The following is a 24,318-nucleotide window of genomic DNA, read 5'->3' as shown; positions in this document are numbered from 1 at the left end:
CTTGCTCGCGAAAGCGGTGTGTCAGTCAATATATTCGGTGACTGAACCACTGCTTTCGCGAGCAAGCCCGCTCCCACATTTTGGATGTGTGGTGTTTGAGAGATCGTGTTTCAGCGCTTGATGTTTTTCAGCTCATCGAGCAACCCCAGCAAGGTCTGCAACTTCTCCTCCCCAAACTGCTCCTGCAAACGCTGGTAGTTGGCCTCCATGCACTGGCTCATGGACGCAAAACTCGCCCGGCCCTTGTCCGCCAGGGTCACCAGTACCCGTCGCTGATCCTGCTCGGCCTTGCGCCGATGGATCATCCCCGCCGCTTCCATGCGTACCAGCACGCCAGTCATGCTCGGCTTGAGGATGCAGGCCAGTTCCGCCAGTTGGTAAATCTCCAGTTCGTCGTGTTGATTGAGGATGCGGATCACCCGCCATTGCTGCTCGGTCAGGCCGTGTTCGTTCAGCGAGGGGCGGAAAAAACTCATGGCCGCTTCGCGGGCCTGTAACAGGGTGAGGGTCAGGGACTGCCGGGGTTTGAGCATAGAGTCAGGGTCACGTGATATTTAGTTAATGTTTTAACGAAACTCTAACATCCCCGCTCCACGCTCGCGCTATAACTTAAGGGTCGCGCACGTCCATGGCGCGCTGAATCAAAAGCCCCGGCAGGCAGGATCAAGACATTGATCGCGCCAAGGCCCCTAATGAAGACATCTGCTTTAGAGCCTTCCTTCACTTTTCAGGCTGCGCCATGATCACTATTGAAACCCCCACGTATTACACCGCTACCAAGAAGTACAACCTGAGCTTTCCCACCCTGGAACAGGACATCGAGGCCGACGTCGTGGTAATTGGCGGCGGCTTTTCCGGGATCAACACGGCTCTGGAACTGGCAGAAAAGGGCATCACCAATATCGTCGTGCTGGAGGCGCGCTACCTGGGTTTTGGCGGCACCGGGCGCAATGGCGGGCAGATCATGGCCGGCATTGGCCACGACCTCGAGAAGATCAAGCAAGACGTCGGCGAGGACGGCCTGCGCCAGGTGTTCGAGATCAGCGACCTGGGCGCCGACATCATCAAAGACCGGATCGCCAAGTACAACATCGATGCCGACTTTTGCCACGGCTACGGCTATATGGGCTTCAACGCCCGCCAGGAAAAAACCCTGCGGGCCTGGGAAAAAGACTTCAAGTCGATCAACAGCAAGCACGAAATCCGCTTCCTCGGCGGCTCCGACGTGAAGCAGATCATCGGCTCCGACGCCTACGGCAGCGCCCTGTTGCACATGGGCGGCGGGCATGTGCATTCGCTGAACCTGCTGCTGGGCGAAGCCACCGCCCTGGCCGGCCATGGCGTGCGGATCTTCGAGAACAGCCCGGCGCTGGAAGTCCGCTATGGCGAGCGCATCACCGTGCGCACCGGGCGCGGCTCGGTCAAGGCCAGCAAGCTGTTGTGGGCGTGTGACAGTTTTCTCAACAAGCTGGAGCCGGAGCTGCATCGCTCGACCATCAACACCTACGCGTTCCAGATGATGACCGAGCCGTTGAGCGAAGAGTTGATCCAGCGGATAAGCCCGATTCGCGGGGCCTACAGCGATATCCGCCCGGTAATCGACTACTACCGCGTGACCAATGAAAACCGCCTGCTGTTCGGCGCCGCCACGCCATTGGTCGAGCACATTCCCGGCGATTTGAAAGCCTGGAACCGCAAGCTGATGCTGAAGATTTTCCCCTACCTCAAGGACGTGAAGATCGACCTCGCCTGGGGCGGCCCGATGGCCTGCAGCCCCAACCTGTTCCCACAGATCGGCACCTTGCCGGGGCGCAGCAATGCGTTCTTTGTCCAGGGTTACTCGGGCTTTGGCGTCACCCCCAGCCACATCATCTGCAAGGTCCTGGCCGAAGGCATGAGCGAAGGCTCGGCGCGCTATGACCTGGTCAGTTCGATCCACCGCCCGACGATCATCGGCAAGGACGCGATCCGCCCCTTGCTGCTGACCGCCGGCAAATCCTGGCACCAACTGTCCGGTTACTGGAATGGTCGCCGCTAACCCCGTTTTTATCCCTATGGAGCAACTGCCATGACCCTCGTCACCCTCAAGAAAGATATCCAACTGTCTGAACTCGATGCCTGGGGCACCGTTGCCGATCTCGGCAGCGAAATCCTCGCCGGCGAACTCAAGGCCTTCGGCAAAATGACCTTCGGCGCGCCGACCGACCCGGTCAGCAGCGCCTACTTCGGCACCACCCAGGGCAAGTTCCGCATGGTCTACCCCTTTAACGAACAGGCCACCGTGGTCACCGGCGAGGTGCGCCTGACCGACGAGTCCAGCGGCCAAACCACCACCTATAAGGCGGGCGACAGCTGGTTCGTGACCAAGGGCACGCCAGTGCTGTGGGAAGTGCTCAGCGCAAGTTTCGTCAAACACTACTTCGCGGTCGTATGAACGGAGGCCGGTGATGACTCACCCATCTGACTGGATCACCGTCGGCGCCCTCGCCGACGGCTTTGCCCCCCAGGCCTTTATCCTGCCCAACCTGGCAGACCTGGACGGCAAGACGTTCACCCTGCACTTCGCCAATGGCTGGCAGATAGCGCATCATTTCGCTCAGCAGAGCCTGTCCTGGAGCGCCCTGGACGGGCACTCCAGCGGCACGGCGCCCTACCGTGCCACGTCGATCCGCCCCGGCCTGTACCTGGTGGACTTCATCAAGCATGAAGGCGGGCAGGACTGGTCCATCAGCCTGGTGCTCGACACCCACAGTGCCTCGTTCACCGCCGTCATCGGCCGCCTGCCCTCCCCGGCAGACACCGCCGAGGGCCTGTACAGCCGCGCCCTGGCGGGCAAGCCGTTAACCGCGGTGGCCGTGGACTTCCTGCATGGCAGCCTCGACCGCCCGTGGCAGGAAGGGTTGTGCCCACACACGCCGACACGCGAGTTGGTGGGCCTGCGCAACCAATACCGCTACAGCCCGAGCGAGGTCTACGAGCACCTCTACCTCAACGACCAGTTCTATGCCTGGCAGTGCCTCAAGGGTGTCGAGCAAGGCCTGTGCGACACCGATCGCTGCCATTACTACAAGATTGCCGATGAGCTGTACCTATTTGTCTGGCGCGAAAAAATCATTCCCACCCTGGGCCTGGTGCTGATTGACCTGCAACAGCACCGCAGCGACGGCAAGATCTTCGGCTACGCCGGTTCCTCGTTCGATGCGCTGTCGAACTTCCCCATCAGTTCCTATTGCCAGGTGCTCAACCGCACGGAGTATGCCGATGACTGAGCCACGCACGGTGCTGATCACCGGGGCCGGCACCGGTATCGGCGCCGCGTGTGCCCGGCTGTATGCGGGCGAAGAGACACAACTGGTACTGATCGGCCGGCGCCGCGAACCGCTGGAGCAGGTGGCCGCAGACACCGGCGGGCTGATCCTGGTGGGCGACGCGGCCTGCCCCGTGACCTGGGAAGGGTTCATCACGCAGATCCGCCAGCGCTATGGGCGTCTCGATGTGCTGCTGGCCTGCGCCGGCGGCCATGGCGTGGGCAGTGCCACGCAAACCCCACCGGCCACCTGGGAAGCAGCGTTGCGCAGCAATCTCGACAGCGCTTTCTACAGCGCGCGGGCCTGCCTGCCGCTGTTGCTGGAAAGCGCCGGCAATATTGTGCTGATCGGCTCCATCGCCTCACTAGCGGCAGGCCCCGAGGTGTGCGGCTACACCACCGCCAAACATGCGCTGCTGGGGCTCAACCGCTCGTTGGCCCGGGATTACGGGCCGCGCGGGGTGCGGGTCAATGCGGTGTGTCCGGGCTGGGTGCGCACGCCCATGGCGGATCAGGAAATGCAGCCGTTGATGCAGGCCTATGACGAGAGCCTGCAGCAAGCCTATGCCCGAGTGTGCGCCGATGTACCGCTGCGCCGCCCGGCCAGTGCCGACGAGATCGCCAAGGTCTGTCGCTTCCTGGCATCGGCTGACGCGTCAATCATCACCGGCGCAGCCCTGGTGGCCGACGGCGGTTCAAGCATTGTCGATGTGCCGACACTGGCCTTCGCCCATCTGGAGCCCACTCATGCCCCATGACCTGGACTTCAGCGGCCAAGTGGTTCTGGTCACTGGCGGCGCCCAGGGCATCGGTCGTGGGATTGTCGAAGGGTTTGCCAGGCGCGGCGCCCAGGTGCTGATTGCCGACCGTCAAGTCGCCACGGCCCAGGCCCTGGCTGACGAACTTATAGCCCATGGTTGCCAAGTCGCGGCCGTTGGTATCGACCTGGCGGATGCCAGCGCGGTGTTCGCGCTGATGCAACGCCAGGAACGACTCGACGTACTGGTCCACAACGCCGGGTACTTCCCGCTGACCTGCTTTGAGGACATCACCCCGGCCATTCTCGAACGCACCCTGGCGGTGAATCTCTCGGCCCTGTTCTGGCTGACCCAAGGCGCCCTGCCGATGTTCCGCCGCCAGGGCCACGGCTGTGTACTGGTAACTTCATCAGTGACCGGCCCCAGGGTGGCGTACCCCGGGCTGAGCCACTATGCGGCGTCCAAGGCCGGGGTCAACGGCTTCATTCGCAATGCTGCGCTGGAACTGGCGGGGTTGAATGTACGGGTCAACGGGGTTGAACCGGGCATGATCGCGACACCGGCAATGAGCAACCTGGGAGATGGCCAACTCAACGCCAGTATTGCCAGCCGCGTGCCGTTGGGACGCTTGGGCAGCGCCGCCGATATCGCCGGGGCCATGCTGTTTCTGGCTTCGGGGCTGGCCACCTATATCACCGGGCAAACGCTGGTGGTAGATGGCGGCTCAACCCTGCCGGAAGTCTGAAACCCAACCTGTAGGAGCCGGCTTGCCGGTGATGGCAGTCTGTCAACCGGCTCCTACGTTCAATCTACTGGGCGGGTCAGATCCTGTTCAGGCCATTCGGCTGGAACGAAACGCCTTGGGTGACTGCTCGAACTGCTTCTTGAACGAGCGGCTGAAATGCGCCGAATCGGTAAAACCCCACTTATAGGCAATCGAGGTAATCGATTCGCTACGCAGGAACGGGTTGGTCAAGTCATCGGCGCTGCGCTTGAGCCTTGCGCGCTGGATGTAGCGGCAGACGCTGTCGTCCTGTTCTTCGAACAGCCGATACAAATGGCGTACCGAGATGTTCAAGCGGCTGGCCAGGCCGACGGGGCTCAGGCCAGGCTGGCTGAGGGACTCATCAATGACCTTCTGCACGTAGCTGCGCAGGTTGTTACCTTGCAACGCGCCGGTGTCATCGCGCGCGTCCTCGTCCTGCTCCAGGGCTGAGCCCAGCAGCGACACAAAGGCACACTGCAACGCCTCGACCTCATCCTCGGCACCTTCGCCGCCCTTGCACAATTGGTCCATCAACACATGCAGCATTCGCCCACAGGCTTTGCTGGAGGAAACCTTGCCAAAGGTTTTTGCTTGGCTGCCCATCTGCTTGCACACCTGGGCGCGCGGCAACGACAGCGAGATATGTTCGATCAAGCCGAACGGGGTGATTTCAATGGAGCCCACCGAGTCCATCAGCAGCAGTTCGCCAGGGGCCAGTTGCACGCGCTGGCCGTTCTGCACGACCTGCGAATAGCCGCTGCGCTGGCTGACCAAAAAGCAATCCTGGTCATTGTCATGGTCGGGGTTGCTGACCTGGCGCTTGATCAGGCCGGCGTTGGTACGCAGGCTGGCCAGGGGCAACCCGCCGTTTGAAAGCATGGAAAACTCGCCGATAAACAGCGAACGGTTAAAGGCCAGTTCGGTGTCGAAGTGGCCGCACATCGCACGCAAGTCGCGGTTCCAGGTGTCGAGCCCCTGTTGTGCACTCTGTTGGATACCCATGGGTGTCTCCACAATGGCTTATTGTTTTTGTCGGGCAATAGTTAACATGTTATCTATATGCGCGCAACAAGTACCTGTCCACCCTTGTGTTTGCACTAATGATGCCAATCAGAGCGTGCGCAATACGCGCTGCAAGCCGAGCAGCGCTGCCAGCAGCACGTCCCGCTGTTCGCGGCTCAGGGCGATGTAGCGGCGAAAGGCAGGCATGCGGTTGACCACCTCGCTGCCGCCCATGTGTTCCAGGCGCACGTGCCAGTGCCGGGCGTGCAATTCAATGTGCAGGCGCTTGAAATCCAGGGGCATCAATGCCTGGTGCAAGGCACTGTCCTGTTGCAAGCGCACCTGCAGCTGCCCCAGCAATGCACCCTCGCCCGAACGTTGCCGGCAGCGGATCCCGGTACGTCGAACGGCCCCGCCATGGTGCAATTCAAAGCGTGCCGCGCCCTCTGTCGAGGCGGGCAGGCATAAGCTGAACTCGGTCATGACCAGGTGCATCAACAGCTGCGATTCGGTGCGCTCGCGAATTTCCAGGTGCAGGCTGCCGTCGTCCAGTGCCGCCCGCGCCAAGGTCGGCGACACCTGCTCGAAACGCGCCAGCCCCAAATTGCGCCGCAGTTGCCCCAGGGTGCGCCCCGGCTGATAGCCCGCTGGCGCCCGTTGTGCGCTGAACAGCTCAGACAGCTTTTGCCGCAGTGCTGACATAGCCGTTGTGAGAGTGACCCGGTTCATTGGCAAACTCCTTGGCCAGCACGTCTTCCACCGACGCCGGCGTGAATGGATTGACCTTCTGCACCACCAGGGTCCAGAACAGCGCATACACCGCAGTGCCGCCCAGCATCACGCCGAACGGGACATAAATATCCGCCGGGTCCATCCCCGGCGGTGTGATAAACCACATCCCCAGCAGGATGCCGGCGCTGGACAGCAGCTGCGGCAGCGGGAACCACGGCGAGCGGTAGGCCCGTGGCAAGTCGGGACGGCGAATGCGCAGGATCACCACCGACACCGTGACCAACAGGTAAGCGAAACTCCACGCACACACCGCCGCCAGCACCAGGTGCATGATGTTGTCGGTGTTGCCGCCCAGGTACAGCGCGTGCAGGCAGGGAATCAGCATCGCCACCAGGATGCACAGCACCGGGGTCTTGAAGCGCGGGTGCAGGTAGGTGAACACCTTGGGCAACGCGCCATCCACCGCCATGCCGTAGAGAATCCTTGGCACGCCGGCCATCAAGGTATTGATGGTGGCGGCGCCGGCAAACAGAAAGCCGATCCCCAGCCACAGCGGCCCGACCTGCCCCATCACCTGCTCGGCAAAGCGTGGAATGGCCATGGGCGTATCCAGCAAATGCACGCCGCTGGCCGCGTCCAGCACTACGTTTTGCACCTGGCGCTTCATGGCCGCGCCGTAGATGAACATGCACGTCGCCACCCCCATCAGGCCGAGCATCATCGCCCGCGGCATGACCTTGGCCGACTGGCGCAGGTCCGGCGCCAGCGGGGTGACGAATTCGCAGCCGACAAACATGAACATCGCCATGCCCACCAGGGACAACACCGTCACCAGGTCGCTGCCCACCATGGACTGGCCAAACCAGCCGTCCAGTTGTACCGCTGGCGCGGCGATCAGGCCGAGCACGCCAAACACCATCAAGGTGGTCCACATGCCGAAAGTGAGGATGATCTCGGCGCGGCCAAAGGCACTGACGCCAAACACATTGAGCAGGCCGAACACCAGCACGAAGCCCACCCCCAGCAACCAGGAGCCACCGGCGGATTCGGCCAGGGTATTGAGGTGTTCAAAGTTCACCAGGGCCATGACCCCGGCCAGGATGGTTTCAGCGGTGCCGGCAAACACGTGCACGATCAAATAGGCCGACAAGGTGCCGGTGATCGCAAAAAAACGCCCCATGCCGCAATTGATGTAGTCGTACACCGAGCCGGTGGTGGGCAGTATCGAGGCGGCCTCGGCGAAGGTCGTGGCCTGGGCCAGCATCATCACCACGGCAATCAGCATGGCCAGCGCAAACGCGCTGCCGCCGATGCCAAAGCCCATGGTCGCGGTAAGGATCACCGGGCTTGCCATGATCAGGCCAATGGTGCTGGCCAATGCGGTGGGGAAACCCACCGTACCCCGGTTCAGGTGCGCGGTGAGTCTGTCATTGATCGACATGGTGCAGATCCTCGAAAGGGATTTTTTAGAAGTGTTTGCACTGTGCGCCCCGCCCAACCTGATCGTCTTGCCCCTGGCTGCCGCCGGTTTTGTTGCTCCCTGCCAGGGCCTGCGGCCTGGCGGCCAGGATCAATTGCCTGGCACGCAGGTGAAAGACTTGCGCCGCCGACGCTCGCCCTAATGTGCCCTCAACTTAACCCTTGGGGACTATAACAATGGAGCACACACTAAAAACCCGCCACCTGCGCCCGGCTGTCGGCCTGGGTCTTGCGCTGTTGATCGGCCAACCGGCGGCCCAGGCGATTGAACTGTATGCCGACGACGACACCACCGTCACCGGCAACTTCCTGGCCGTTTACGGCATGTTCAATAGCCGCAAGAACTACGAAGGCAGCCAGGGCGGTTCGACCTGGCGTGAAGGCTTCATCAAGTACGGCTTGAGCATCGACCAGACCCTGGCTGGCCTGGGCAGTGTGTACGGCACCGCCAACCTGGTGAGCTCCGGCACCTGGGGCGATGGCGATGCCTCCCGCGTGACCGACGGCAGCGAGCGCACCACCAAGTTCGAGGAAGCCTTTGCCGGCTGGCGCTCCGGGGACCTGTTGCCAGCACTGGGCAAGGATGGCCTGGACCTGTCGTACGGGCGCCAGATCATTACCGTGGGCGACGGCTTTATCATCAACGACGACGGCCCGAACCTGGGCAATGGCGTGGCCGACGGTCAGTTCGACCGTGGCGGTGCCTATTACATCGCGGCCCGGCATGCCTTCGACAAGGCAGCCGTGGTACGCCTGGGCGGCAAGGACGGCCTGCATGGCAGCCTGATGTGGATCGAGTCCGACAACCGCGCCCAGGCCCTGACCGAAATGGCCATCGGCACCCTGGAGTACAGCGCTGCGCCAGGCACCCTGGGCCTGACCTACCTGCATGGCATCGATGTGGATGAGCGCTTTGCCAACGACCTGCAAAAGCAACGCAAGGGCATGAATCTCTACAGCCTGCGCGGCACCGGCAACGCCGGGATCGACAACGCGCACTTCTCGTTCGAGTACGCCTGGCAAGACAAGGACCCGGGCCCGGAAAAAGCCTGGTACGCCGAGGCCGGCTACACCTTCGCCGACCTGCCATGGTCGCCGGACCTGACCTACCGTTATGCGCGCTACTCGAAAAACTGGGACGCGCTGTTCGCTGGCTTCAATCGAGGGTTTGGCACCTGGGTCCAGGGCGAAGTGGCGGGCAACTACTCCGGGCCCTACAACAGCAACACCTCGGTGCAGCACGTGGCGCTCAAGGTCAAGCCGCTGGACAACCTGACCCTCGGCGCGCTGTTCTTCGACTACCAGACCGTCAGCAAGCGCAACATGCTCGACCTCGATGGCCGCGAGCTGGACCTGTATGCCGAATGGGCGGTGAACGAGCACCTGATCATCACGCCATTGATTGGCCTGTACCAACCGGACAAGGACCAGGACACCGGCGGCAACCAGGTCGGTGGCAACGGCACCAACGTCTATAGCCAGTTGGTGGTGGCGGTGCCGTTCTAAGACCTGGGTTGCCCCTGAACCACCGCACTTCCCCTGTAGGAGCGGGCTTGCCCGCGATAGCGGTAGTTCATCCGCCGAATGTATCGACTGACACTCAGCCATCGCGGGCAAGCCCGCTCCTACAGGGGATCCGCGCTTAACTGAATGGCATAAGGCCGGCCCGCTCCTACAGGGGCATGGCAGCCACAGACATACGCCCCGGCAGGCACAGTCAAGCTCTAGCTACCCGCGTTGGTTAGCCTCGGGTTTTCCTTTCTGATCAGGAACACCCCCATGAGCGATATCGCGCTGCTGCCCACCGTCGAAGCCTTCTTGCGTCGAGACCACGGCCTGTTTATCGACGGTGGCTACGTCCCCAGCCAGTCCAGCCAGACCCTGGAGGTGATCAACCCAGCCACCGGCCAGGCCATCGCCACGGTCGCCGATGCGCAAGCCAGTGATATCGAGCGGGCCGTGGCCTCGGCGCGGCGCGGCTTCAAACAGTGGTCGCAGACCGCTCCGGCGGTCCGTGGCAATGTGCTGCTCAAACTCGCCGACCTGCTGGAGCGCAACCGCGAGGAACTGGCGCAGATCGAGACCTGCCAGTCAGGCAAGATCATCCAGATTTCCCGCACCTTTGAAGTGGACCAGGCCGCGCATTTTTTGCGTTATTACGCGGGCTGGGCAACCAAGATCAGCGGCCAGACCCTCACCCCGTCACTGCCCTCGTTTGCCGGCGAGCGCTACAGCGCCTTCACCCTGCGCGAACCGGTGGGCGTGGTGGTGGGCATCGTGCCGTGGAATTTCTCGACCATGATCGCCATCTGGAAACTCGCCTCGGCCCTGGTGACCGGTTGCAGCATCATCATCAAGCCCAGCGAATTCACGCCGCTGACCCTGCTGCGCATTGCCGAACTGGCGGTGCAAGCCGGCCTGCCCGCTGGGGTACTGAACGTGCTGACCGGCGGCGGCCAGGTGGGCAAGGGGCTGATCGAACACCCAGGCACTGACAAGGTGTCGTTCACCGGCTCGGTGCCCACCGGCATTGCGGTCGGCCGCGCGGCCATGGGCGCCGGCCTGACGCGCGCGACCCTGGAGTTGGGTGGCAAGAACGCGGCGGCGTTCCTGCGCGATGTGAAGCTGGAAACCGCCGTCAACGGCATTATCGAAGCGGGTTTCCTGCACTCGGGGCAAATCTGCGCGGCGGCCGAGCGGTTTTTCGTCCACCGCTCGCAGATCAACCCGGTCATGGAAGCCCTGGCCCAGCGTTTGAGCCGCCTGAATATCGGCTCGCCACTGGATGAGCGCACCGAGTTTGGCCCGGTTACCCATCGCCAGCACCAATTGAAGCTGGAAGGTTTTTTTGCCACCGCCCGCGCCGAAAACAACACGATCATCCACGGCGGCCAACCGATGGAGCGGCCCGGTTGCTATGTGCAACCCACGATCATTCTCGCCAACAGCATCAACGACACGCTGCTCACCGAAGAAACCTTCGGCCCCATCGCCACGTTCCTGCCCTACGACGACGAGGACGAGTTGCTGGCGCTGATGAACCATACCGCCAGCGGCCTCAGCGCCAGCCTGTGGACCAACGACCTGGGCAAGGCCCTGCGCATGGTCCCGGCGATCAACGCCGGCACGGTGTGGGTGAACATGCACACCCTGCTCGACCCCGCCGTGCCGTTCGGTGGCAACAAGTCCTCGGGGATTGGCCGGGAGTTCGGCAGCGCCTTTATCGAGGACTACACCGAGCTCAAGTCGGTGATGATGCGTTACTGATCACTGCGGGATCAGCGCCTCCGCCTCGATCTCGATCAACCATTCAGGCAGTGACAAGCCGCTGACGATGATCCACGACGAGGGCGGCGGGTTTTCGGGAAACCGCTCGCGCAATGCGGCAGCGATAGGCTCCTGCTGATCGCGGGCGGACTCGACGATATACAGGCGCAGCATGATCACATGGGACAGATCGCCCTCGGCCGCCGCCAGGACTTTTTCGATATTGTCCAGGGCGGTCGCGGTCTGTTCGGCGATGCCAGGGCCGACGGTACGCTCGTCAGCGTCCACGCCCACCTGGCCGGACAGCAGAATCCGCCGACCATCGCGCACTTCCATGGCCTGGCTGAAACCGTATTGCAGGGAGTTGAAGACGGTCGGAGGGTTGAGGGTTTTTCGCTGCATGACGACTCCTTGTTATCTGTAGGAAACAAGGCTACCCCAAGGGTTTTGCCAACTCCTGGAGAAACTGCACATTTCAACATCCAGAAACAGAACGCCTTGCAATCAACCGTGCAAGGGCCGCGCCCAGGACATGCCTGCAGACCTCATCACCACGACTCCCAACCTTAAAGCGCGCAAGGTTTGTGCAAGCAGATCGTGCCCGGCCACTTGCTGACGCGGGCGTGCCAACCTGGCGAGGCTAACGCCTCTGGCTGAGCATCTGCAGGGTATAGCGCAAGGACGCCGGCAACATCGGCCCATGCCCCAACCCGGCAAAGGTCAGGTGGCGCACCTGTAGCCCATCCACCTGATGCAGTGTGCCCAGCAGCGCCTTGAATGCCGTGTCACTGGCCTCTTTGGCCGGCGCCGCAGCGGCCGGGCTGGCCGGTTCCTGATCGCCACGCATCAGCAGCAAGCGGGGCTGGCTGCCCCGCAGGCGTTGCGCCAGGCCGTGGGCCTCTGCCGTCACCACCCCTCGGTTCCACCACAACGAAGGGCTCGCCGCCGCGTAGTCATCAAAGGCATGCGGGCGTGTCATTAACGCATGCAGCACCAGCAAACCGCCGTAGGAGTGGCCCCACAGCAATTGCCGCTGCGGGGTGATGCCCAGGCGCTGATTGACCAGCGGGCGAATGTTCTGCGTGAGCAAGTCAAGAAACACATCCGCACCGCCACTGGGCACCGCAGTCAACGGGTCCCGTTGTTCCACGGCGCTGCCGACGCTTGGCGTGTAGTCAAAGGTGCGCGCCGTGCGCTCGATCCGCAGTGGCGTGGCATAACCCACGGCAACCAGCACCGGCGGCGCCACACTGTGCGCCAGTTGCTCCAGGCCCTGGTGGTCCAGCGCGGCCATCGCGGCGTTGCCATCGAGCAAGTACGCCACCGGGGTGGCCGCACTCACGGCAGGCGGCTGCCCCAGCCAGATCCGGTAATGGCGCGCGCCATCGGCCGAATCCAGCTCCAGGGTGCTGAAGCTATAGGCGCTGGCTTCGCGCAACACCTTCGCATCCATCAACTGGTCCGGCGCAGGCCGGGCAACGGCGGCCTGGGCGATCAACAGCAGCGCCAGGCTGATTAAGCGCCCCATCAGAAGGATGCCGTCAGGCTGGTGTACAAGGTACGGCCGGACTGGTTATAGGTCGCGGCCCCCGCCCCTTCGATATTGGCCACGCCCTGGGCGTTGCCTTCACGCCACAGGCGTTTGTCGAACAGGTTATCGACGCCGGCCGTCAGGCTCAGGTTCTTGCTCAAAGCGTACGTTCCGCTGACGCCGGCGATGGCATAGGGCGACAGCTGGTTATTGCCCGAACCCGTCACGCGGTTGCCGTGGTAATCGTATTTTTTCGGGGTTTGCTTGCCGTACCAGGCCACGCTCATTTGCAAGGACAGGTCATCTGTGGCCTGCCAGTCGAGCATCGAGTTCAGGGTGTACTTGGGCGCGACGGACAGCACATCGCCGGTCTGCTTGTTTTTCGATTGCAGCATGTAGGTGAAGTTGTTGGTCCAGTTCAACTGTTCGGTCAGTGGCAGGGCCAGGGTGCCTTCCAGCCCTTCGACCAGAGCCTTGGGCACGTTCTCCCAGCGGAAGATGCTGGCGTTGGCCGTGCTGCCGGTGCCGCCGCTGGCGTTGCCGACCGGGGTCAGGCCCGACTCGATTTTGTTTTTGTAGTCATTACGAAAGTACGTCAGGCCGGCCACGACCCCGTCATTGCGGTACTCGATTCCCAGCTCCTTGTTGACGCTGGTTTCGGCGTCCAGCTCGGCATTGCCTTGCAGGTAGCAACTGGTGGTCTGCCCGTAGCAACCCTGGCCGTTGCTGTACAGCAGGTAGTTGGGGTTGAGCTGGTAGAGGTTGGGCGCCTTGTAGGAGCGGGCGATCCCGGCTTTCAGGGTCAGGGTGTCGGTGAGCACCTGGGACAGGTTCAGCGACGGGCTCCAGTTGTCGCCCACGATGTCGTGGTGATCCAGGCGCAGGCCGGGGGTCAGGCGTGTGCCGGGGCGCAGTTCGATATTGTCCTCGACAAATACCGAGAAGATCCGCGCCGAGGACGAGCTGCTGCGGTTGGTCCCGGCAAGCCCGGCGACGTTGCCGCCGGCAGTGGTGGTTTGCCCGTTGGAGCTTGGGTCATCGAGTTGCTGCTCGACCCACTCGGTGCCCACGGTCAGCACCTGGTCCACCCCGGCATGCAACGGCAGGCTGACTTCGCCATGGGCGGTCAGGTCGCGCAACACCGTGGTGTTGAAATTGCTGCTGGAGAAGATCCCTTCGGTACCGCCCGCCAGGCCCTCGCTGATCCGGCTGTTGCGGGTCTTTTCGTATTGCAGGTAGGCCAGGCTGGTGCCCAGCTCCCAGTCGCCGCGATGGGTCACGGCGTAGGTCTCGCGGTACAGCACATTGGTCTCGTGGCCGAGCAGTTTTTTCACGTTGGCGTTGCTGTTGGTGTTCTGCGTATCGCCGGTATAAATGTTGCCCTGGCGGCTGAAACCGGCTTCCAGGTCGAGGGTTTGTTCGGGCGTGATCTTCCAGCTCAACAGGCCGTTGATGTCCTTGTTGCGCACCCCTTCGCGCCCCGCAGGCAAGGTGCCGATCTGGTTCCCGGTGCGTCTGGATTCATGGCCGCTGTTGATATCGGCGTCGTCGGCATTGGTTTTCGCCACATTGCCGTACACCCGGTAGCTGAGGGTGTCGGTGAGCGGGCCGTTCAGGCCGAAGTTCATGCGCTCGGTCTCGCCTTCGGCGCTGTGCTGGGCGAAGTTGTGATAGATCGTCGCCGAGCCGTGGGTCTCGGTGCCGGGTTGCTGGGTGATGATGTTCACCACGCCACCGGCGGCGCCGTTACCGTAACGGGCGGCAGCCGGGCCACGGATGACCTCGATACGCTCGACCTGGTCGGCGGGCACCCAGTTGCTGTCGCCACGGCTGTCACGCTCGCCGCGCCAGCCATAGCGCACGGAATTGCGGCTGCCCACCGGCTTGCCATCGATCAGGATCAGGGTGTTTTCCGGGCCCATGCCACGGATATCGATCTGCCGGTTGTTGCCTCGCTGGCCGCTGCTGGAATTGCCCGTGAGGTTGACGCCGGGCATGGTGCGGATGATGTCCGACAGGTCGTTGGCCGGTGGGCGCTTCTTGATGTCTTCGGCGGTGATGATCGACACACCGGGCGCCTGCTTGATCTCTTCCTGCGCCGTGCCCAGGACGGTCTGGGTTTGCAGTTCAAGACGCGCAGGGGTCTCGGGCTCGGCAGCAAAGCCGCTGGCGGGCAGCAGGCTGCAAATACTCAGGGCAAGCAGGGACAGGGGCGGCAGGCGGTGCATGAGGTATCTCCGAAACGTCAAGCCCACCGATAGCGGTAGGCCAGCAAAGATCGCAGATGATAATCAGATGCAATTGCGAGTAAAGAACATTAACTTTCTAAACATTTGCCGCCGCCACCCGCAGGTTCATGCGCAAACCCTGCGTGCCGTGGCTGGCCCATAACTGCCCGCCCTGCAACTGGAGGGCGCGGCGGGCAATGCTCAAGCCCAGGCCAAAACCAGTGCCGGGTGCGCCGTCCAGGCGCAGGTAGGGTTCAAAAATCCGCTCCAGATCGGCTTCATCGACGCCCGGGCCCTGGTCCTCGACGGTCAACAGCCACGTATCCCCTTCACGCTCGCCGCTCAAGCGAATGACCCCCCCTGGAGGTGAATGGCGGATGGCGTTGCGCAAGATGTTTTCCAGGGCCTGGGCGAAACTGTTGAGATGGACCCTGATTTCACAATCACCGTCGACTTCGCACACCAGCGCCTGCAATGGCCAGTCCGTTTCGAAATGCGCGTCCTGCACCAGCGCTTCCCACACCGAGGCCACCCGCACGTCCTCAGACTGCAACCGGGGCTTTTCGGTATCCAGCCAGGCCAGGTTGAGGGAGTCATCCACCAGGCGCCGCATCTCCTCGACTTCCCGCGCCAGCCGTTGCTCCAACTGCTGGCGCGCCAGGCCGCTTTCGCTGGCGATTTTCAAACGGGCCAAGGGCGTGCGGATTTCATGGGACAGGGTGCGCAGCAGTTGGCGTTGCTGCTGCAGGCTCTGGCGCAGGCGTTCGGCCATGTGCTCGTAGGCTCGCGCCAACTCACCCAGCTCATCGCCGCGTCGGGTCACCGAACTGCTGGCCAGCGGCGCCAGGTCACCGGCACTCAGGGCGTTCGCGCGCTCGCGCAATTCGTTCAATGGCAACACCAGGTGGCGATACAGCAACAGCCCCAGGCCCAAGGCCAACACCACCGGCACCACGCCGTGGGTAAACAGGTGCGTCCAAGGCGTGAGCCCCGGTGGCAGCAAGCGCTCGGGCAACTGCATGACCAAACGGCCGCGCTCCGGGTACTGGGGGAAGGCGATGCTGACATAGGGCAGTTCATCCTCCAGACGCTTGCTCATGGGCCAACTGGGCTTGCGCATAAAGGTCAGGTGACTGACTTCGGCCGCCGTCAGCGGTTGGGTGCCGAGGCTTTGCAGGAACGGATCGAGCACGCCGACCCAGGTCTGCTCGCGCTGTTGCAGGGCGAGTCGCCATTGCTCCACGGCCTGGGCATCGCCGGCGGCGGCCACCTCTTCGGCCTGGGCGGCATAGGCGCTCAGGGCATCGCGGTCGGGTTGTTCAAGAAAGTAAGTACTGCGCTCGACCTGCAAGCCCCAGCCCCACACCAACCACACCAGCAGCAGGCAGAAACACACTTGCAGCAGTGCCATTTTCCACAGCAGTGGGTGCCGGCGCTGCATCAGCTCAAGCCTTCGCACAGCAACACATACCCCTGATGCCGCACCGCTTCGATGCGCACCCCTTGCAGGTTGATCGCCGCGAGCTTGCGCCGCACATTGCACACATGCACATCCAGGCCGCGATCCAGCCGGGTATAGGCGCGGTGCAACACATGCTGGTACAGGAACGCCTTGGACAAGGGTTCGCCGGCGTGTTCATGCAAGGTGCACAGCAAGCGGAACTCCGAACCGGTCAGGCCTGCCGGGCAGCCGTTGAACATGAGATCCCGGGCGCCTGCATCCAGGTCCAGCAATGGCGGCCTGCTGGCGGGTGCGCCGCGATCAAGTGCCACACGCCGCAGCAACGCGTCGATACGCACATCCAGTTCGGCGAGGCTGAAAGGCTTGGGCAGGTAGTCGTCCGCGCCCTGGCTGAAACCGGTGATGCGATCCTGCTCGGCGCCCAGTGCCGACATCAGAATCACCGGCGTACCCCGCTCGCTGCGCAAGCGCGCCAGTACTTTCAGGCCGTTTTCGTTGGGCAGCATGATATCCAGCAGGACCAGCTCGACCGCTGGATCCAGGGCCATGCTCAAGCCTTCATCGCCACGATGAGCACTGCTCAAAATGAAGCCGCGCCGGCTCAGATGGCTACAAAGGTGGGCGCACAGTTCGACGTCATCCTCGATGACCAGGATGCGTGCGGAAGAAGATGGTTTAGGTAGTGGATGATAACTGTTCACAATTAGGCCAGTTTCTCATCCGGAGAAACATTGCGCAACGAACGTTGCGTGTTGAGCTGTTTGGGCGCGGATTATCAATATTTTGAAGAAACTGAATCCGTGGAACCTGGGCTTTTTCAGTTAAACACCAACAATCAAGCTATCTCCTCGTTAGGTCACTTCACCGGATGCAGGAGAATCATCATGTCCAAAGCCACCGTCAGCCAGTTCATGCACACCCTCCATCAACGTCTCACCGAGTTGTGGGATACCTGTGCCCGCGCAGGGGGCGCTCGCTCATGACCCGCTTGCTGCTGGGCGCCGCCATGCTGGCACTGCTTGCCGGGTGCGCCACCGTCAAACAGCCCGAGCTGGACGTTGCGGTCCAAAGCTCCGGGCAGATCTGGAACGCCGTAGCGCACTACAGCGGCCGCACGTTTCTCTCTGGGCCACGCTGGACCGGGACCCAGGGGCCACAACTGACGGCAATCGACCAAAATGGCTAGCGCGCTGCCTATCCAAGCGGTGCCTGGAACAGCTGGGCACCAGAGCGGGATGCTGCCAACGTCTTCGTGAACATCAATGCCCTGCGCCTGGAGGGCGACAAACTATGGGTAGTCGACACCGGCGCGCCCGAATTCGGCGGCAACCCTGTCAGCCAAGGCGCAAAGCTGGTGTGTATCGACCTGCGTACCAACCAGGTGGTTCGCACCTACTTCTTCGGGCCGGATATTGCCATGGCCGGCAGCTACGTGGATGACGTCCGCTTCAGCGCCGGTAAGGCCTTCCTCACCGATGCGGGCAATGCCGGCATTATTGTCGTCGACCTGGAGACCGGCGCGGCCCGGCGCGTGCTGGACCAACACGCCTCAGTGGTCGCCCGGCCTGACCGGGACTTGATCCTCAGCAACCAGGTGGTCAAGGCCCCCGACGGCCAACCCCTGCGCGTCAACGCCGACCCGCTGGAAGTCAGCTTTGACGGCGTCTGGCTGTATTACGGCGCGCTGCAAGGCCCGTGGTTCAAGGTGCGGATCAACGACCTTGCAAACCCGGCCCTGCCCCCGGAACAACTGGCTGCACGGGTGGAGTTCTTTGCCGACATCCCGGCAACCGGCGGGTCGGTCATGGATGCACAGGGCAACCTGTACTTTTCCGACCTGGCCCACGACGCCATCCGCGTGCGCCGCACTGACGGACAGATCGAAACCCTGATCGTGGACAAGCGCCTGCATTGGGTTGATGCGCCCTTCCTGGACCAGGACGGCACGCTGTGGCTACCCACCCCACAGATGGACCGCGTAGCGCTGTTCAACAAGGGTAAATCCCTGGTGCAGTGGCCGGTCGGGGTTTATCGCTTATCGACACATCGCTGATTGGAGCGCCTATAGATCGTTTTGCGCTTTCACATCCCTTTCACAGTCGGGCGCCTAGGGTGGTCCCAGCTCCTAGTGAAACCCTTTAAGCCCGCACTCCCCATCGCGGGCTTTTCTTTGTCTGGGGTTTGACCCCGACACCTCTGCGGCCTCCCCCTTCGCACAGCCTCGACAGACCTTTTCCAGAAAAGTTCCTGAATTTTACGCCAGACGGAACAAATACCGGCCCAAATCAACGTATTCACGCTGACACAGACCGCCATTCACTTGTAGAATCCTGAGAGATGTCAATTTGATACTATCCCGGCCGAACTCGGCCGCAACCCACTACCCCCTAGGGAACGCAATGCTTAAAATCAAACATATTCCAATATTTTTTAGGCATTTGGATCTGCGCCTATCTATTATTGTGTGCATGTTACTTTCCGTAGTGATGACGCTTTCAATTTACCCATTTATTGCTACAGCTGATGCACTAGCACGAATTAACTTTGCGAGCGGATCGGGCGGCTTTACAGTTCTCCCTCCCTTGCAATCGTATCTTATGCACTTATCAATTAAGATCGTGGGTGGAATAGGACTGTATACCTTTTTTCAAATATTTTTATTTTACACCGCAATCGCAATCACTTATAGAAATCTTCTAAATGATTTTCCATCTCCCTTGGTGTTCTTTGTTTCACTACTTACAATCACGCTACCAATATTTTTGGTTTTTCCCGCAATTTTAACTGACTCATCATTAGTTTTTTCATGCATAGCCTTTATTAGTGCCATGATAAGCTCTATCGAACCACTAAAGCTTAACAAAAACACTTGTTTTTTTGCATTCACAATCCTCCTGTGCATTTTATTTGGCATGAGGCTCAATTCAATAATATTAGCCCCAGCCATAATCGTCTTAGTATTTCTTTACGCCAAGACATTCAAATGGCATGCACTGCTCGGAATTGTGATTTCCACTGCTTTTGTTTTCACTATCAATAACGACTTAAGAAACAATTCCAAACCAGAAGCATTGGGAATGGCATGGGAAATAGTTGCCATCGCCAAAAAAGAAAAAACTGATGACTGGCTAAATCACTCCCTTGACTTTTGTGGAAGCACGCAAACTGCAATAGAAAGATATAGTGACCGATACTTGAACTCTGTTTTTTGGGACGCCGGTCCTCCCTTACCAGTGTGGTGTATCACCTCAATCGAAGGCAGCGCCAAGGTTAAAGAAGCTTACTTTTCAATAATCAAAAGTCGCCCTTTGGACTGGGCAGTGATGAAATTATCCTTTTGGGCCAGAGTTTATGGACTAACCGCACCTTTAGAAAATATTAGGAGGGGCGTGCACGATGTTGACGAAAAAACCATGGAATGGGGCGGACGTGTACATTCGCAACAAACAACAATGCGAGAAAACTTCTTTAATTCAGCAGACCAACTCGGAGGAATTGTTTACAAACCTTACTTAAGCGTAACACTCTCCCTAATACTACTAATTCTTATTTCAGACAAAAAAATATTCTCACGCTTTTTTTGTTTGTGGGCCCTCTCCAACGCATATTATGCAGGCTTTTTGATTTCGGCCCAATCGATGGAATTCAGATACTTCGCCCCAACCTTTTACATCAACCTTATGATCATAGTTTCACTACTAATCTTTGCTATCGCTAAGACCTTGCACTTCATGCAAAGAAAACTAGAACCATCGGTATAGAACGAAAAATATAGTCGTGAACAACGCACCAATCACTGGTGCGTTCAGCTCAATTGGGGGCACGACAGGAACTCACACCCATGATCACTTCCTAAAAACCAACACAACTAATCGGACATCTGCACCCGTGATTTAGCTCAAGCTTAGATCATGGAGCGTCACGCTTAATGTATTCGCTAAAAAGCTAGCACAATCTGCCCCACCTCTACCCAGTATCTGAACCCAAAATTTTCATTCGTAACTTCAACGCTGACGCTCTTGCGTTAATAATGGTCAGGCAACTAACCCCCTCAGCCGACCTCAGAACTTGAACACATAAGTCGTAATCAACCGAGTTTCCGTATAGTCCGGCCCCGCCGTGTTGCCGTTGCCGTAGCGGGTCTTGACGTCGTAACGGCGCCACTCCACACCAAGGTTTTTGAAAGTGCCGTCCTGCACCACATAGCCAAGGCCCAGCCAGCGTTCGCTTTCAACGCTCTGGTCCAGGGCATTGTTGCCACGGTCGATGCCTGTTCCACGGAAGTAGCGGGTCTTGAACTTCAACCCGGGGATGCCCATCGCCGCGAAGTTGTAGTCATAACTCACCGACCAGGAACTTTCATTGGGCTTGACGTAAGACACCACGGACCAGTTCACCAGGTACGGCTGGGGGGCGTAGCCGTTGATGGTGGGGAAGCCGCTTTCACCGAGCATGCGCTGGTAGGCGACGCCAAAGGTATGGCCGCCTTTTTTCAAGGCGGTCATCAGGCCATAGGAGCGGTTGTCGATTTTTCCGTACAGCGCCTTGCCGTCTTCCTGGTTATCGAAATAACGCAGGTCACTTTTCAACGCATAGCCACCCCCCAGGTCGAGGTCATGGCTCAGGCCGAAGTATTGCTGCTGGTAGATATCTTCCAACTGGCCGTAGAAATACGTCGCGGATAACTGCGGGGTCAGCGCATAAGTGGCACCGGCAAAACTCAGGCCGTCGCTGCGGCGTTTTATATCCGGGCCATTAAACAGGTACATCTTTTCACGGTCGGAAGACTCCCGCGAACTGATCTGGTTGAAACACCCGGCGGTCAGTGTCCACTTATCAATGTCCTTGGACTCGATACTGACCCCATTAAAGGTGGTCACCAATTGCCGGGTATCGTCGTAATACGCCACCGGCAACGTCGGACGGTGTTCGCCCAACTTCAACTCGGTCTTCGAATAGCGGACTTTTGCCGCGAATGCCGCCCGCCCGTAATCCTGCACCGGTTCGCCACGGCTGTCGTCATAGGGGATCACCGAGTCCGGCCCACGCCCGCCGCCGCCGTCCAGGCGGTACGCGTACTGCCCGTAGAGATCGAGAGCAAACTGTACGGGGCCTTCGGTGTAGCCAGAGGCGGCCTTGAAGTCGAAACCCTGGGTCCAACTGCCGACCCGGGATTTGGGGGCGTCAGTCTGGTGAAAGTCCCGGTCCAGGTAAAAGTTACGCAGGCCCAGGCTGATTTGCCGATCGTTGATAAAGTCTGCCTGGGCAAACAGCGGCGTCAGGCAGCCCAGCAGGCCGACGAACACGCAGTCGCGGCCCATTCTATTTTCAAGAGGCATCGGTGGTTCCTTTATATGCGCGCAAAACATTTGAGTGGGGCAGATCACTAATGGGCAGTTAATCCGCAGTCTTATTTTTATAACCACTTGCTGCAAAAAGACGCACGCGTGCGGGGCACGCTTATTGTTGTTTTAGAGAACCGGACAAGTTGCCTGGCAACTATCAGGAGGCGGCCTTCGATGCGTCCCCTAGGCGATGATAGGCACGATTGAAATACACCAGGCCTTCCTGGCTTTCGCCATTGCAGATACCCAGCACCTCACAGTAGAAAATCGTATGCGAACCCACCTCGTGGGCCTGGGCGATGCGGCAATCGAAACTCACCAGCGACTCCTGCAGAATCGGCGCGCCACTTTCAAGGGTCAGCCACTGGGCACAGGCAAAACGCTGCTCGGTATTCATGTCGCGGTTGGCGAACACCCCGCAAATCGCCTGGTGATCGGCCGTCAGCACGTTGACGCTCAACACGCCGTTGCTCTTGAAACTGATATTGGATGTCGACGCCCGGTTCATGCACACCAGCAGTGTCGGCGGCTGGTCCGTGACGCTGCACACCGCAGAAGCCGTAAAGCCGAAGCGCCCGGCCGCACCATCGGTGGCGATCACCGATACGGCGCCGCCGAGCAATGCCATTGCATTGCGAAAACCTGTTGTATCTACCATGGTCTTGCCCTCCGCCGATTCAGATGTCCAGCACCAGTTTTTTCGATTTAGCCCGCGAGCAACACACCAGGATCTGGTCGTTGGCGGCCTTTTCGTCGTCGGTGAGGTAGACATCCCGATGGTCGGGCTCACCTTCCAGCACATCGCACAGGCACGTCCCGCACACCCCCTGCTCGCAGGAAATTTCAATCTTGATGCCGACACTGGCCAGGGCATCGAGGATGCTCTGCCCTTCCAGCACCTGCACCTGCTTGCCGCTGCGCGCGGCGACCACTTCAAAGCCCTGGCCGCTGCTATCGACTTCGACCTGGAAGTACTCTCGATGGATATGGTCCTGGGCATGTCCGGCCTTGACCGCCTCACTGATCACCCAGTCCATGAAGCCGGCCGGCCCGCAGACATAGACGTGCACCCCCGCACCGGGCACCCCGAGCACCGCTTGCAAATCAAGGCGCTGCCCCTGGTCCTCGTCATCGAAATGGGTGTGGACCCGCGACGCGAATGCCGCGTGCTGCAGCTCGTCGATAAAGCCGCAGAGGCTGCGCGAACGCGCGCAATAGTGCAGCTGGAACTCACGCCCCTGGGCCTGCAAGGCATACGCCATGGCCACCATGGGCGTGATGCCGATGCCGCCGCCGATCAGGATCGAGCGTTGCGCATCGGCCGCCAGGGGAAACAGGTTGCGCGGCGCGCTGATCTGCACCACCTGGCCTTCCAGCAGTTGCTCGTGCACCGCCAGGGAGCCGCCGCGCGAACCCGGGTCTTTCAGTACGCCCAAGCGGTAGACCTGGGGGTTGGCCGGGTCGCCGCACAGCGAGTACTGGCGGATCAGGCCCGGTTGCAGGTGAATATCCACATGGGCCCCGGCCTCGAAGGCCGGCAAGGCCTGGCCATCCGGGTCGGCCAGGTCGAGGACCACCACCCCCTGCCCCTGTTCCTGGCGCTTTTGCACCACCACTTTCAATAATGTTTGCACGCTCATATCGGCTCGTTCCGCTGGTTATTATTGGCCAAGGCCGATCACGGTCGGCCCGTTGTCGCGTCAGCGCATAAACAGCCCACCGTTGACGTCCCAGGTCGCGCCTGTGACGAAATAGGCATCTTGTTCTGCCAGTTGCACCACCAGGCGGCCGATGTAATCGGCGCTGCCCAGGCGCTTTACCGGGATTGCCTCAAGCAATTGCTCCATGCGCTCGGGCGCGACCACCGCATGCACCGCTGGCGAGTCGATCGGCCCCGGGGCGATGGCATTGACCGTCACCCCACGCGCCGCCAGCTCCTTGGCGAAGATCTTGGTCAAGGTGATGATCGCGCCCTTGGACGCCGCGTAATGCCCACCGGTAGCGGTCCCGCCGTTCTGCCCGGCCAGGGACGCCATATTGATGATCCGCCCATAGCCCCGGTCGGCCAGGTACGCCCCCAGCACCTGGCATCCGAGAAAGGTGCCGCGCTGGTTGATGTTGGTGACCCGCTCGAACTCCTCGGGGCTGATCTGCATCAACGGCGTGGCCAGGGTCATGGCCGCATTGTTGACCACCACATGCAGGGCGCCGAAACGCTGGACAGTCGCCGCCAGCGCCTGCTCGAAGTCGGCCTTGCAGCCCACGTCCAGACGCAGCGCCAGGACGCGCTCGCCGCTCGGATCCAGGCGTCGGGCAGCGGCATTTGCCGCCACCAGGGACAGGTCGCTGAGCACCATCGCGTACCCCGCTGCGTACAACTGGGCAGCGATGGCATACCCCAGGCCCTGGGCGGCACCCGTCACTAAGGCTATCTGTGTCAT

General features: G+C 60.8%; 24 protein-coding genes. 11 read left to right on the top strand and 13 right to left on the bottom strand.

Annotation, left to right across the window (positions count from 1 at the left end; all coding sequences use genetic code 11):
- Positions 1-110 precede the first annotated feature (110 nt).
- Positions 111-533, bottom strand: a complete 423-nt coding sequence (hpaR, locus tag HBO12_RS24885; protein WP_170043514.1) for a homoprotocatechuate degradation operon regulator HpaR — start codon at positions 531-533, stop codon at positions 111-113.
- A gap of 206 nt (positions 534-739) precedes the next feature.
- Here hpaR and HBO12_RS24880 point away from each other — a divergent pair, with 206 nt between their 5' ends.
- Genes HBO12_RS24880 through HBO12_RS24860 form a run of 5 tightly spaced genes read left to right on the top strand, consistent with a single transcriptional unit; the run spans position 740 to position 4,810 of the window.
- Positions 740-2,038, top strand: coding sequence for an NAD(P)/FAD-dependent oxidoreductase (locus HBO12_RS24880; RefSeq protein ID WP_170043513.1), 1,299 nt, complete (start codon positions 740-742; stop codon positions 2,036-2,038).
- A gap of 30 nt (positions 2,039-2,068) precedes the next feature.
- Entirely contained in the window at positions 2,069-2,434 is a 366-nt protein-coding gene (locus tag HBO12_RS24875; RefSeq protein WP_169956103.1) for a cupin domain-containing protein, read from the top strand.
- A gap of 13 nt (positions 2,435-2,447) precedes the next feature.
- Entirely contained in the window at positions 2,448-3,269 is an 822-nt protein-coding gene (locus tag HBO12_RS24870; protein ID WP_169956101.1) for a molybdenum cofactor biosynthesis F family protein, read from the top strand.
- Entirely contained in the window at positions 3,262-4,065 is an 804-nt protein-coding gene (locus HBO12_RS24865; protein WP_170043512.1) for an SDR family NAD(P)-dependent oxidoreductase, read from the top strand. Before HBO12_RS24870 ends, HBO12_RS24865 begins: the two co-directional genes overlap by 8 nt.
- Positions 4,055-4,810 carry an SDR family oxidoreductase gene (locus tag HBO12_RS24860; RefSeq protein WP_169956097.1) on the top strand — a complete coding sequence of 252 codons (756 nt, stop codon included), beginning with the start codon at positions 4,055-4,057 and terminating at the stop codon, positions 4,808-4,810. Before HBO12_RS24865 ends, HBO12_RS24860 begins: the two co-directional genes overlap by 11 nt.
- 87 nt (positions 4,811-4,897) lie before the next feature.
- Here the strand turns inward: HBO12_RS24860 and feaR are convergent, their stop codons facing one another.
- The 3 genes from feaR to HBO12_RS24845 all read right to left on the bottom strand — a co-directional run bounded on the left by feaR (position 4,898) and on the right by HBO12_RS24845 (position 8,006).
- Positions 4,898-5,833, bottom strand: coding sequence for a transcriptional regulator FeaR (gene feaR, locus HBO12_RS24855; protein ID WP_170043511.1), 936 nt, complete (start codon positions 5,831-5,833; stop codon positions 4,898-4,900).
- Positions 5,834-5,941: 108 nt separating this feature from the next.
- Positions 5,942-6,562, bottom strand: coding sequence for a DUF3156 family protein (locus HBO12_RS24850; RefSeq protein WP_170043510.1), 621 nt, complete (start codon positions 6,560-6,562; stop codon positions 5,942-5,944).
- A complete protein-coding gene (locus HBO12_RS24845) occupies positions 6,507-8,006 on the bottom strand; it encodes an APC family permease (RefSeq protein ID WP_170043509.1) in 1,500 nt (499 codons plus the stop codon). Before HBO12_RS24845 ends, HBO12_RS24850 begins: the two co-directional genes overlap by 56 nt.
- Between HBO12_RS24845 and HBO12_RS24840 the strand changes: the two genes are divergently transcribed.
- The 3 genes from HBO12_RS24840 (at position 7,984) to HBO12_RS24830 (ending at position 11,311) form a co-directional block, all read left to right on the top strand.
- Positions 7,984-8,187 (top strand): hypothetical protein, encoded by a 204-nt coding sequence (locus HBO12_RS24840; RefSeq protein ID WP_346266499.1) that lies wholly within the window; start codon positions 7,984-7,986, stop codon positions 8,185-8,187. The two genes, HBO12_RS24845 and HBO12_RS24840, sit on opposite strands and share 23 nt — an antisense overlap.
- 34 nt (positions 8,188-8,221) lie before the next feature.
- Positions 8,222-9,550, top strand: a complete 1,329-nt coding sequence (locus HBO12_RS24835) for an alginate export family protein (protein ID WP_169956088.1) — start codon at positions 8,222-8,224, stop codon at positions 9,548-9,550.
- A 273-nt stretch (positions 9,551-9,823) separates the two neighbouring features.
- Positions 9,824-11,311 (top strand): aldehyde dehydrogenase family protein, encoded by a 1,488-nt coding sequence (locus HBO12_RS24830; protein WP_170043508.1) that lies wholly within the window; start codon positions 9,824-9,826, stop codon positions 11,309-11,311.
- On the opposite strand, the gene HBO12_RS24825 is transcribed toward HBO12_RS24830, so the two are convergent.
- From HBO12_RS24825 to HBO12_RS24805, 5 genes are all read right to left on the bottom strand, one after another.
- Positions 11,312-11,713 carry a RidA family protein gene (locus HBO12_RS24825; protein ID WP_169956084.1) on the bottom strand — a complete coding sequence of 134 codons (402 nt, stop codon included), beginning with the start codon at positions 11,711-11,713 and terminating at the stop codon, positions 11,312-11,314.
- Positions 11,714-11,951: 238 nt separating this feature from the next.
- Positions 11,952-12,839: an alpha/beta hydrolase gene (locus tag HBO12_RS24820; protein ID WP_170043507.1), complete on the bottom strand. Its 888-nt coding sequence runs from the start codon at positions 12,837-12,839 to the stop codon at positions 11,952-11,954.
- Positions 12,839-15,070, bottom strand: a complete 2,232-nt coding sequence (locus tag HBO12_RS24815; protein ID WP_169956080.1) for a TonB-dependent siderophore receptor — start codon at positions 15,068-15,070, stop codon at positions 12,839-12,841. Before HBO12_RS24815 ends, HBO12_RS24820 begins: the two co-directional genes overlap by 1 nt.
- Before the next feature lie 97 nt (positions 15,071-15,167).
- A complete protein-coding gene (locus HBO12_RS24810; RefSeq protein WP_170043506.1) occupies positions 15,168-16,511 on the bottom strand; it encodes a HAMP domain-containing sensor histidine kinase in 1,344 nt (447 codons plus the stop codon).
- Positions 16,511-17,236 carry a response regulator transcription factor gene (locus HBO12_RS24805; RefSeq protein ID WP_407073437.1) on the bottom strand — a complete coding sequence of 242 codons (726 nt, stop codon included), beginning with the start codon at positions 17,234-17,236 and terminating at the stop codon, positions 16,511-16,513. The genes HBO12_RS24810 and HBO12_RS24805 overlap by 1 nt, the downstream gene beginning before the upstream one ends.
- Positions 17,237-17,511: 275 nt before the next feature.
- Between HBO12_RS24805 and HBO12_RS28245 the strand changes: the two genes are divergently transcribed.
- The 3 genes from HBO12_RS28245 to HBO12_RS24795 all read left to right on the top strand — a co-directional run bounded on the left by HBO12_RS28245 (position 17,512) and on the right by HBO12_RS24795 (position 20,293).
- Positions 17,512-17,718: a hypothetical protein gene (locus tag HBO12_RS28245; RefSeq protein ID WP_222932611.1), complete on the top strand. Its 207-nt coding sequence runs from the start codon at positions 17,512-17,514 to the stop codon at positions 17,716-17,718.
- Positions 17,719-17,784: 66 nt separating this feature from the next.
- Positions 17,785-18,585 carry an L-dopachrome tautomerase-related protein gene (locus HBO12_RS24800; RefSeq protein WP_222932610.1) on the top strand — a complete coding sequence of 267 codons (801 nt, stop codon included), beginning with the start codon at positions 17,785-17,787 and terminating at the stop codon, positions 18,583-18,585.
- Between the two features lie 346 nt (positions 18,586-18,931).
- On the top strand, positions 18,932-20,293 hold the full coding sequence (locus HBO12_RS24795; RefSeq protein ID WP_170043505.1) for a hypothetical protein: 1,362 nt from the start codon (positions 18,932-18,934) through the stop codon (positions 20,291-20,293).
- Positions 20,294-20,593: 300 nt separating this feature from the next.
- On the opposite strand, the gene HBO12_RS24790 is transcribed toward HBO12_RS24795, so the two are convergent.
- The 4 genes from HBO12_RS24790 to HBO12_RS24775 all read right to left on the bottom strand — a co-directional run bounded on the left by HBO12_RS24790 (position 20,594) and on the right by HBO12_RS24775 (position 24,318).
- Entirely contained in the window at positions 20,594-21,871 is a 1,278-nt protein-coding gene (locus HBO12_RS24790) for an OprD family porin (protein ID WP_170043504.1), read from the bottom strand.
- A 163-nt stretch (positions 21,872-22,034) separates the two neighbouring features.
- Positions 22,035-22,535 (bottom strand): flavin reductase, encoded by a 501-nt coding sequence (locus tag HBO12_RS24785; RefSeq protein WP_170043503.1) that lies wholly within the window; start codon positions 22,533-22,535, stop codon positions 22,035-22,037.
- A gap of 19 nt (positions 22,536-22,554) precedes the next feature.
- The gene (locus HBO12_RS24780; RefSeq protein ID WP_170043502.1) at positions 22,555-23,517 is read right to left on the bottom strand and encodes a PDR/VanB family oxidoreductase; all 963 of its coding nucleotides are present in this window, start codon (positions 23,515-23,517) and stop codon (positions 22,555-22,557) included.
- A gap of 60 nt (positions 23,518-23,577) precedes the next feature.
- Positions 23,578-24,318, bottom strand: coding sequence for an SDR family NAD(P)-dependent oxidoreductase (locus tag HBO12_RS24775; RefSeq protein WP_170043501.1), 741 nt, complete (start codon positions 24,316-24,318; stop codon positions 23,578-23,580).

Origin of the sequence: Pseudomonas sp. WS 5059 (assembly GCF_012985525.1) — a bacterium.
GTDB lineage: Bacteria > Pseudomonadota > Gammaproteobacteria > Pseudomonadales > Pseudomonadaceae > Aquipseudomonas.
This window is presented reverse-complemented; position numbering and strand designations above follow the sequence as displayed.

Bases quoted from the DNA above. Each gene is read 5' to 3' on its own strand.
- hpaR (WP_170043514.1), bottom strand. From the start codon at position 533: ATGCTCAAACCCCGGCAGTCCCTGACCCTCACCCTGTTACAGGCCCGC.
- HBO12_RS24880 (WP_170043513.1), top strand. From the start codon at position 740: ATGATCACTATTGAAACCCCCACGTATTACACCGCTACCAAGAAGTAC.
- HBO12_RS24875 (WP_169956103.1), top strand. From the start codon at position 2,069: ATGACCCTCGTCACCCTCAAGAAAGATATCCAACTGTCTGAACTCGAT.
- HBO12_RS24870 (WP_169956101.1), top strand. From the start codon at position 2,448: ATGACTCACCCATCTGACTGGATCACCGTCGGCGCCCTCGCCGACGGC.
- HBO12_RS24865 (WP_170043512.1), top strand. From the start codon at position 3,262: ATGACTGAGCCACGCACGGTGCTGATCACCGGGGCCGGCACCGGTATC.
- HBO12_RS24860 (WP_169956097.1), top strand. From the start codon at position 4,055: ATGCCCCATGACCTGGACTTCAGCGGCCAAGTGGTTCTGGTCACTGGC.
- feaR (WP_170043511.1), bottom strand. From the start codon at position 5,833: ATGGGTATCCAACAGAGTGCACAACAGGGGCTCGACACCTGGAACCGC.
- HBO12_RS24850 (WP_170043510.1), bottom strand. From the start codon at position 6,562: ATGAACCGGGTCACTCTCACAACGGCTATGTCAGCACTGCGGCAAAAG.
- HBO12_RS24845 (WP_170043509.1), bottom strand. From the start codon at position 8,006: ATGTCGATCAATGACAGACTCACCGCGCACCTGAACCGGGGTACGGTG.
- HBO12_RS24835 (WP_169956088.1), top strand. From the start codon at position 8,222: ATGGAGCACACACTAAAAACCCGCCACCTGCGCCCGGCTGTCGGCCTG.
- HBO12_RS24830 (WP_170043508.1), top strand. From the start codon at position 9,824: ATGAGCGATATCGCGCTGCTGCCCACCGTCGAAGCCTTCTTGCGTCGA.
- HBO12_RS24825 (WP_169956084.1), bottom strand. From the start codon at position 11,713: ATGCAGCGAAAAACCCTCAACCCTCCGACCGTCTTCAACTCCCTGCAA.
- HBO12_RS24820 (WP_170043507.1), bottom strand. From the start codon at position 12,839: ATGGGGCGCTTAATCAGCCTGGCGCTGCTGTTGATCGCCCAGGCCGCC.
- HBO12_RS24815 (WP_169956080.1), bottom strand. From the start codon at position 15,070: ATGCACCGCCTGCCGCCCCTGTCCCTGCTTGCCCTGAGTATTTGCAGC.
- HBO12_RS24810 (WP_170043506.1), bottom strand. From the start codon at position 16,511: ATGCAGCGCCGGCACCCACTGCTGTGGAAAATGGCACTGCTGCAAGTG.
- HBO12_RS28245 (WP_222932611.1), top strand. From the start codon at position 17,512: ATGACCCGCTTGCTGCTGGGCGCCGCCATGCTGGCACTGCTTGCCGGG.
- HBO12_RS24795 (WP_170043505.1), top strand. From the start codon at position 18,932: ATGCTTAAAATCAAACATATTCCAATATTTTTTAGGCATTTGGATCTG.
- HBO12_RS24790 (WP_170043504.1), bottom strand. From the start codon at position 21,871: ATGCCTCTTGAAAATAGAATGGGCCGCGACTGCGTGTTCGTCGGCCTG.
- HBO12_RS24785 (WP_170043503.1), bottom strand. From the start codon at position 22,535: ATGGTAGATACAACAGGTTTTCGCAATGCAATGGCATTGCTCGGCGGC.
- HBO12_RS24780 (WP_170043502.1), bottom strand. From the start codon at position 23,517: ATGAGCGTGCAAACATTATTGAAAGTGGTGGTGCAAAAGCGCCAGGAA.
- HBO12_RS24775 (WP_170043501.1), bottom strand. From the start codon at position 24,318: ATGACACAGATAGCCTTAGTGACGGGTGCCGCCCAGGGCCTGGGGTAT.